9 protein-coding genes and 1 pseudogene are annotated in these 7,880 nt (G+C 59.1%); 2 read left to right on the top strand and 8 right to left on the bottom strand.

What is annotated here, in order from left to right; translation table 11 throughout:
* Positions 1-166 (top strand): annotated as a pseudogene (locus C8K44_RS19530) (IS630 family transposase); the annotation flags it as partial.
* Positions 167-345: 179 nt separating this feature from the next.
* On the opposite strand, the gene C8K44_RS19525 reads toward C8K44_RS19530, so the two are convergent.
* The 8 genes from C8K44_RS19525 to C8K44_RS19485 form a co-directional block, all read right to left on the bottom strand.
* A complete protein-coding gene (locus C8K44_RS19525) occupies positions 346-789 on the bottom strand; it encodes a hypothetical protein (RefSeq protein WP_199227145.1) in 444 nt (147 codons plus the stop codon).
* A gap of 753 nt (positions 790-1,542) precedes the next feature.
* The gene (locus C8K44_RS19515) at positions 1,543-2,235 is read right to left on the bottom strand and encodes a MarC family protein (protein ID WP_109577435.1); all 693 of its coding nucleotides are present in this window, start codon (positions 2,233-2,235) and stop codon (positions 1,543-1,545) included.
* Between the two features lie 257 nt (positions 2,236-2,492).
* Positions 2,493-3,344, bottom strand: a complete 852-nt coding sequence (locus C8K44_RS19510) for an SDR family NAD(P)-dependent oxidoreductase (protein WP_109577434.1) — start codon at positions 3,342-3,344, stop codon at positions 2,493-2,495.
* On the bottom strand, positions 3,341-4,126 hold the full coding sequence (locus C8K44_RS19505) for a hypothetical protein (RefSeq protein ID WP_109577433.1): 786 nt from the start codon (positions 4,124-4,126) through the stop codon (positions 3,341-3,343). Before C8K44_RS19505 ends, C8K44_RS19510 begins: the two co-directional genes overlap by 4 nt.
* Before the next feature lie 10 nt (positions 4,127-4,136).
* The gene (locus C8K44_RS19500) at positions 4,137-4,724 is read right to left on the bottom strand and encodes a protein-S-isoprenylcysteine O-methyltransferase (RefSeq protein ID WP_109577454.1); all 588 of its coding nucleotides are present in this window, start codon (positions 4,722-4,724) and stop codon (positions 4,137-4,139) included.
* 69 nt (positions 4,725-4,793) lie between these two features.
* A complete protein-coding gene (locus tag C8K44_RS19495) occupies positions 4,794-5,450 on the bottom strand; it encodes a hypothetical protein (RefSeq protein ID WP_109577432.1) in 657 nt (218 codons plus the stop codon).
* Positions 5,451-5,620: 170 nt separating this feature from the next.
* On the bottom strand, positions 5,621-5,755 hold the full coding sequence (locus tag C8K44_RS19490) for an ABC transporter (RefSeq protein ID WP_109577431.1): 135 nt from the start codon (positions 5,753-5,755) through the stop codon (positions 5,621-5,623).
* A 189-nt stretch (positions 5,756-5,944) separates the two neighbouring features.
* Positions 5,945-6,532, bottom strand: coding sequence for a L,D-transpeptidase (locus tag C8K44_RS19485; RefSeq protein WP_109577430.1), 588 nt, complete (start codon positions 6,530-6,532; stop codon positions 5,945-5,947).
* A gap of 255 nt (positions 6,533-6,787) precedes the next feature.
* Between C8K44_RS19485 and fabG the strand changes: the two genes are divergently transcribed.
* The gene (gene fabG / locus C8K44_RS19480; RefSeq protein ID WP_109577429.1) at positions 6,788-7,540 is read left to right on the top strand and encodes a 3-oxoacyl-ACP reductase FabG; all 753 of its coding nucleotides are present in this window, start codon (positions 6,788-6,790) and stop codon (positions 7,538-7,540) included.
* Positions 7,541-7,880 lie beyond the last annotated feature (340 nt).

Raw genomic sequence — 7,880 nt, 5'->3', positions numbered from 1 at the left:
CCCAATTGAGCAGGCCTTCGCCAAGATCAAGCATTGGATGCGGCAGGCGCAGAAGCGAACCGTCGAGGACACATGGCGGCATGTTGGCAGCCTCGCATCCGCGATCGAACCTGCCGAATGTGCCAACTATTTCCAGAACGCCGGATATGCTTCCGTCAAAACCTGAACGGCTCTAGCCGTCAGATAACGCAACTGGCGACCTGACATGCCGGTTCGAGGGCGGCTTGCGCTCGCTTTGTCAAGGGCATGACCATTCCCGAGCTAGCGCCACCGAATGTATCTGGGGCCCTGCCCTTTGCTTGCGTTTCGGTGCTGCGGAGGGACTGCCCCTCGGAGTGTAGACGTTCAAAGGACAGCAATCAGCGCGATGGCATTCGCGGCGATGAGAACAAGACCGGAAAGCTCGAACAGCACGTTGTAGCGAATGTCGAGCAATCGGCTATCGATCAGCGTATCCACGTGGTGAAATCCAACTGCCCTGACCGCTACGAAAGCCGTAACGAATGCAACACCGAGCACCGCCATACCGTTCCGCCGCAGGCGTCCCCGCATCAGCCAGACAGCCAGGGCGAGGAGCAGGCCAGCCACAATCAGAAGTCCGATGATGAATTTTCTTTGGAACACCTGGCGCTCTTCATACCAACCTTGAAGTTGTGACAAGCAGCGTCCGGCTGCCGTCAACATGGATTGCAGGTCCAGTTGCTTGTTGACGCCAAGCGACAGCATTGCGAGCGCTACCAGTCGCCAGAAGGCCCGTTCGCGGCTGTCTTGCGCGCGCGTCAGCGCCATAAGACTTAACACCACGCAGACGGCGTATGCCGCCACCGTCCCCCAGCCAGCGACAGTCGGGTCGCCAATCTGAGGCGACCATCGGTCACCCACACAGACGGCAATAGTTGACAACTTGACCTCGTGACACATGCCTGTGAACTATCACAATGAGCATGTGAGGGTCAGCTGACCGGCTTGATGAGCTTTGGAAGCCCGACCTACTTCCATTGTATGCGCCGGCTACCCCATTCTCGGGCGGCGACCGGTAATTGCAATGATGATTGCTCATGACGCGCTGCCCATGAGTTTCGAGGGCTTCGTGCACTGTCTCCAGAACATCCACCCCCAGCCGCATCGCCGAACCGGTGCTGTTGGCGAGCAGAACGGTTGCGCCCGATCCGTTATGGATCGCCCAGGCAGAGCTGTCGGACAGATAAAGGATGGCGATGGCTTGGCGAAGCACGACATCACCTCGTCGGACACCCATGTCGCCTTGCGGGACAAACCGGCTCATGGCGAACCTTCAGCAGCGTGAGGTCGTACGCGTGCGTCTCCTGATTCTTGATGCGTGCAGCTTTTGTTGTCCCCGCACTTGCGGAGCATTGCTCGAAACGTGTTCACGCGACAGATGCGAATCATGAATCATGAGATTCGCAGCGGCGTTCGCTTCGTCGCGCATGACGTGACCGGGCTTCACACCCTCGACCAAGCAATATTCGCCGATCCGGCTGGCTTTGCCAAAACCCGAATTTGTCACCTCGCCCCGCAATCTCATCGCGGCGTGGGGAGCGACGGCGCTGCCCCCTCATATAGGACTGACCGGAGCAATTCGTTTCCACCTGACCAAAGGATTTGCAGACCAAGACAAAACAGTATGAATGCAGACAGACGCACGGCGATGTCCGTGCCTCCATGGCCGAGGAGCCTTTGGATGCGATCTGCATAGGCGAAGCAAAACAGGATCGTCACTGCCAGCACGGCGATGGCGCTGAGGCTCGCCAAGACAAATATGATCCTCTCCGCAGGGCTGCTGATCGTCGCGTCTGAAAGTCCGATGCTGATAACGACCGCGATCGAACCGGGCCCCGTGGTCAGTGGCAATGTCAGCGGATAAAACGCCTGATCGAGCAAATTGGTCCGGTCGACTCCTCCTGCCGACGCCTCCATCTCCTTTTGGCTTCCTTCATTCAGAAGCTTCCATCCCGATACGGCCACAACGAATCCTCCGGCGACACGAAGAATCGGGATGGAGATGCCGTAAAACTGCAGGATGAGCGCACCCAGGAGGAACGAGCACGCTAGAAGGATGAGCGAATTCACCGCGATACGCCGCGCAAGAACGGCGCGGAGTTCGGGGGTTGCGCGGCTTGTCAGGCCGAGGAACACGAGCGCGGAGCCGGGCGGATTGACAACCGGAAAGATTGACGCAAGCACCAGAACGAATGTGTGGATGGCCGCATTCATTCCGGCTCATCCCCGTCAACGCGACGCACGACGGGGGAGCATGGCATGTCTCCAGGGAGATCGGTAGGCTGGACCGGGTCGGCCATTTCGCGCCTTTCAAACCGTGAGCAACGTCCCAACTTTCTAGGCTGTGGCAGAACGAAACCATACATGGATTGACGGCAGGCTGCTACCGCAACGCCTGAAGCCAACCATGTCGGCCGTGCCCATGCCAAGCCGTGCGCGAACGTTCATTGCGCCGGCTGATGATTAGAAAGTCAGCGCGCGCCGCAGCATTTCTTGAATTTCTTGCCGGAACCGCAAGGGCACGGATCATTGCCGTTACGCTGCAGATAGCCAATCAACGGCAGGAGCGCCGCCGAAGGCAAGAACGCCGCTGTGAATGCGGCGAGCTTGGATGAGAACCCAGGCACGACCAGGCGGCGGCCGGACCTGAACCCGCGCCAGGCGCGTTCGGCAACATCTTCCGAATCGAGCTTCGGCAGAATCTTGAACAGCGCCGTCTGGTTGGCGCCCGACCTTTCAAGGAACTCCGTCGACACCGGCCCCGGAGCGACACAAGTGACTGTTACACCGGACTTGCGCACTTCCTGATGAAGTGCCTCCGAAAAGGTGCGCACGAACCCTTTGCTCGCGTAGTACAAGGCCATGTAGGGGCCCGGCGTGAAACTCGCGACCGAACCAAGGTTGAGCACGCCACCACGCCCCCGCTTCACCATCTCGGGCAGAAATCGCAGTGTCATGTCGGTCAGGGCACGTATGTTGAGGTCGATCATCCCAAGCTGGTCATCGATAGGCAGTGCGATCGCCGCGCCGCGCAGGCCATAGCCGGCGCTATTGACCAGGACATCGCAGACCAGACCTTTGGTAGCGAGGAACGCCTCCAGGTGCTGTGACGCATCGGCTGCCAGCAGATCCAATTCGAATGTGACTGCGTCACCGCCCGCTTGCCGGACATCAGATGCTGCAGCAGCCAGTCCCTCACTCGAACGCGCCACCAGCACGATCACCGACCTCTCCCGGGCCGCTACCTTGGCGATTGCCCTGCCGATCCCGCGGGACGCCCCTATGACCACCACCGCCGGCCGGATCTGTACGTCTGAATTCATGCACCTGCACCTGCAGCCGTCGCACCGGATGGAGCCCGGATTTGAGCGGCATTTTGCACTTCACTGGCCACCGCGCCGTTCAGTATCTCTTCGAATCTCACTAAGGCGCGCGCGACATTGGCCCCGTCCATGACCCTGTGGTCATAGTGAATGCGGACATCCACCAAGCCATCCTCGCCAATCGGGCCGTAATTGAGCAGCGTGGTCAAAGGTGTCAGCGGGTTGAGGGATTCTGCTCCAAGGCCCGAGTAGACCGAAAGCTGAAAGGTTCCAAAATAGCGCGCCCGTTGCCGCCCAATGTTCAGCCCCAGCCACATCAGCAGCCATCTGACAGGCCCAGGCGCTCGCGCCATCTTAAGCGCGCGCCGGAAGTCCTTGATTTCCATGACGGGCAGCGAGCGCGCGGAATGGATCGAAGATTCGAGTTCTGCAATCGAGCGGCCCTCCGGCCCCCTGATCGTGCTTAGCAACACGATCCTCTCGCCGTCATGTTCGCGCTCATGAGCGACCGAAGCGACGCTGACCGGGAATTCGTAGAGCTGCGGCCAGGGCAGCTTGATGTAGGCGCGCCGCAAGTCCGGAACTTCGCGCGCCAGAAGCGCGTACCCCTTGAGGAAAAGTACAGTCCAGGACGCTCTTGTCTGCTGGGCCATCCTGGCGGCTTGCAGCGTTCCGACATTCATTCTCCGCTGCACCGTGACACGCGGAATCCCGATCGAGAACCGCATCAGATCGCAGACAAGGCGTCGCGCCGACGAAAGCTTGAAGGCCCGGCCTCTCATCGTGCCACCTCTAATACAGATAGGGGATAATGCGCTTCGTCCTCTCCATATAGGCCCGGTATTGCGGGCCGAAGATTTCCTCCATCATACGCTCTTCCTTGTCCACCCGAAGGAAAAAAAGCGCTGCGAAACCAGCCAGTCCAACCAGCCCAACAAGCCAGTTCGACAGCAAGAAGGCCTGACCAAGGCCCATCAGCAGGAAGGACGTGTACATGGGGTGACGTATGAAGGCGTAAGGCCCGCCTGAAACCAGTTCATGCTGCTGGCGTATCTCCAATGTGATCGACCAGTTGCGCCCAAGTTCCTTGTGAGACCTGTGAAAAACCCACAGCGCGGCCGCGTACAGCACGATGCCGACGGCCACTGCCCACGCGCTTGCTGGATAGTCGGCGGCTCGCGGAATACCCGTTGCGATATAAAACGCCGGAAAGATCGCCAAGCCAAAGAGAGCGCTCGCAAGCCCGACAGCGTCGGTGCGCGAACGGCGGTCGCTTACGACCCGGACCCGCTTGGCGCGGCGCTCGAAAGGATAGCGGATGATGTACCATCCAACGACACCGACAACCCACGCTGCCTGGCCCACTGACGCTATCGAAATGCTCAATCTACGTTCCTACGGCCTTGAAATTACAATCAAAAAACTAACAGCCGCCCGACGTTATCGAACTCAACCAGCCGAGGAAATAGTCGGCGTGTGAATAACGATCTTGCGACCAGCATTCATTTCGCGAAGCTTGGTGACGAACTGTTGTGACCGAAGTTGGATGGCGGGCGTCTTGAAACCTATCGAGCGCGCAATGTCGGCCACGAAAGCGTTGCAGTTGTAAAGCGCAGCGTGCCAAACCGGCGAACTTGCTTGCAGCTTGCGAATGTTCGCGACGATCTGGTTGTATTCGGATTCGGTAACCATGAGCCGCCAGCTGGCAGACCGGTACTGCTCTTCCAAATCGCCGTCGCTCCAACCCGTTTCGGCTTTCACCGGCACGAAATGACCCATCACATAAGGGACTTCGCTCTCTGAAGCCGGATGCAAACCAGCAACTTGGGGATTGATCATCTCCCCGCTCTTAGTCGAGCGCCCGAAAACCACATAGGTGTGGCCATAGCTCAGCGCGTAGCGTGATCGAAACTCTATGAAGTAGCCATTGTCTTTGGCTACGCTCGCCGTCTTGACCTCGCGCGCAGCCGCTCCGGACGCCTCGACAGGTGTTCCGCCATCATCCGAGTTCGATATGAAGCGAGGTTGGGGACCGCTGTCCTGGCACGCCGCTGTAGTAAGGGCCATCAAGGCAACGAAAAGCAAACGGCCACCTAGTAGCGCCATCTCCACAGCTCCGCTTTTGACCTGGAATGAGCCAAGACCACAAGGCAGGACAAATCCACGACCAGTGTCCGGACAAAGACCTAGGGACTCGAAGGTGCGCCCTAGTCTGTATCGAAGGAAATGGTGGGGGGGCCAATGAAGGCCCTCCCACAATCAACAAGGCCGATCTTTTACTTGTAGATCGGCGCCGGTGCCGGCTCGACGACAGGCGGCGGGGCTTTCCCCTTACCTTTGCCGATAGTTCCGCAGCCACTAAGACCGACCACGGCAAACACGGCGACTACTGCGACTAGAAATTTGCTCATTAGCAATCCTTCCCCCTAAGGTGGAATCGGTATCTAGACAAAGCCCCACAAATCAATTGTGGACCATCACAGGCTATCGGTCAATTGCACTGCGGCCTAGTGCAACAAGGACACAGTCAAAGAAGTTTACGTGACGGAAATTCGCTTGATCGCGCACGGAGATTGAAGGATGCGTCTGGAGCGCCAACATCAGATAACCAGCACGGTGGTACCCACAGGGGTACGATCATAGAGATCTATGATGTCGTCATTTGTTAGTCGAACGCAGCCACTCGATACTTCGGTGCCGATCGTCCAAGGCTCATTTGTACCGTGAAGGCGGAACATCGTGTCTTTGCCTCCACGATAAAGATATAGCGCGCGCGCACCGAGCGGATTGTCGGGACCGCCGGGAACGCCGCCCGCATATTGGACGAGACGCGGCTTGCGCTCCATCATGCTGGCGGTCGGCGTCCAGGCAGGCCAGTCCGCCTTGCGACCGATGGTGGCCTTGCCCTTTACCGTGCGCCCGTCTTCTCCGACGCCAACGCCGTAGCGCGTCGCCCAGCCCTCGCCTTCAACGGCATAGAGGAACTTCTCCGACGTATCGACGACGATTGTTCCGGCCGGCTCGGCGCCGTCATATTTCACACGCTGACGCTTGAAGCGGGCGTCCACGGGAGGGTGCCCGTTGTAGGCGGCCATCATGGGCGCGCCTGGCATCGATGTGCATCCGGAAGCCAGCAATGCCAGGCTACCCAATACGAATCCGCGTCGAGTGATTTGATCGTTGTTCATGTTGACCTGCTCGAAAAAGACCGATCCCCAAACATGAGAACATATTAGCCGTCAGAAATTGTCTGTCCAGACATCGCAAACCGACCTGATTTCAACACACATGTCCCTCCGAAAGATGCAGTAGACAGGCTGCGGAACGCCTCACTCGTCGCGTAAGGCGACGCTGTTAAGCGAGCCGCCGATTTGAATCGAGGACTTGCGACAGCGGCCCGCAACTGCTCTGTGGGCGAGACAGTACGGTGGAGGACGGCGACGATGAACCCTGGCTTCAAAGGGAAGATAGCGATCGTAACCGGCGGCGGTTCGGGCATTGGCGCTGCCGTCTCCAGGCAGCTTGGCAGCGAAGGGGCTGAGGTGGTCGTTGCCGATATTGACGCCGATGCTGCCCGCAACGTTGCCGCCGAGATTCGTGCACGCGGCGGAAAGGCACATGATTTTGCGTTCGACGTCGCCGACGCCGCAGCCGTTGAAGGGCTGGTTCAGTTCACCGTCAAGACGTGCGGCGGCGTCGATCTCGCCGTCAACAATGCCGGCATTGGCGGCGCACGCAAAGCCACCGCCGACTATCCCCTCGACAGCTGGCACGAGACGATGAACGTCAACCTGAACGGCGTTTTCTACTGCATGAAGTACGAGATCCCGGCGATGCAGCAACGGGGTGGCGGCGCAATCGTCAATATGTCCTCGGTGCTTGGTTCCGTCGGATTGCCGACAGCGGCCGCCTACACGGCCGCCAAACACGGGGTCGTCGGGCTGACCAAGGTTGCCGCGATGGAATATGCGCGAACAGGTATACGGATAAATGCCGTGGGTCCTGGCTGGATCGACACTCCGCTCCTCACCGACCAATTCGAAGGCGAGTCGCGGCGCATGCTAGCCCTGCAGCCCATGGGCAGGCGTGGCAAACCGGAAGAAGTCGCAGCACTGGTGTGCTTCCTGCTGTCGGATCAAGCGAGCTTCATCACAGGAAGCTACCACCTGGTGGACGGCGCTTACACCGCACATTGAGCAACGAAACCCACTATACGGCGAACACGCCGAACCTAAAGTGCCCCCATGCAGATGATCAGAATCACTGTTGCTCTTTTTGCCTGCCTAGCTGTATCGGCCTGCGGAATGGCCAAGGCGGCGCGCGAAACCGGCCAGACATTCGACAAATACGGTTGCCTGGCACGTGACTTCAAGGGTGAGCCGCCGTGCGTCCCCGATGACGCCGCGGCGCCTAAACCGTGATGGAAAACTGACCGTCTGAGATGCTTCGCCAATCGGCTGCCAGCCAGGATTTCAGGCACCTCCCTTTACGCCGCACTCCAGAGTGCCTACTGCGGCACCCATCGACGCGAAAGCG

It is taken from the genome of Aminobacter sp. AP02, assembly GCF_003148805.1.
GTDB lineage: Bacteria > Pseudomonadota > Alphaproteobacteria > Rhizobiales > Rhizobiaceae > Aminobacter.
The sequence above is the reverse complement of the archived record's forward strand: the minus strand, read 5'-3'. Positions and strand labels throughout refer to the sequence as shown.

Excerpts from the sequence above, each read along its gene's own strand:
- C8K44_RS19490 (WP_109577431.1), bottom strand. The coding sequence starts at position 5,755 with ATGAGCAAATTTCTAGTCGCAGTAGTCGCCGTGTTTGCCGTGGTCGGT.
- C8K44_RS19495 (WP_109577432.1), bottom strand. The coding sequence starts at position 5,450 with ATGGCGCTACTAGGTGGCCGTTTGCTTTTCGTTGCCTTGATGGCCCTT.
- C8K44_RS19505 (WP_109577433.1), bottom strand. The coding sequence starts at position 4,126 with ATGAGAGGCCGGGCCTTCAAGCTTTCGTCGGCGCGACGCCTTGTCTGC.
- C8K44_RS19485 (WP_109577430.1), bottom strand. The coding sequence starts at position 6,532 with ATGAACAACGATCAAATCACTCGACGCGGATTCGTATTGGGTAGCCTG.
- fabG (WP_109577429.1), top strand. The coding sequence starts at position 6,788 with ATGAACCCTGGCTTCAAAGGGAAGATAGCGATCGTAACCGGCGGCGGT.
- C8K44_RS19515 (WP_109577435.1), bottom strand. The coding sequence starts at position 2,235 with ATGAATGCGGCCATCCACACATTCGTTCTGGTGCTTGCGTCAATCTTT.
- C8K44_RS19525 (WP_199227145.1), bottom strand. The coding sequence starts at position 789 with ATGGCGCTGACGCGCGCGCAAGACAGCCGCGAACGGGCCTTCTGGCGA.
- C8K44_RS19510 (WP_109577434.1), bottom strand. The coding sequence starts at position 3,344 with ATGAATTCAGACGTACAGATCCGGCCGGCGGTGGTGGTCATAGGGGCG.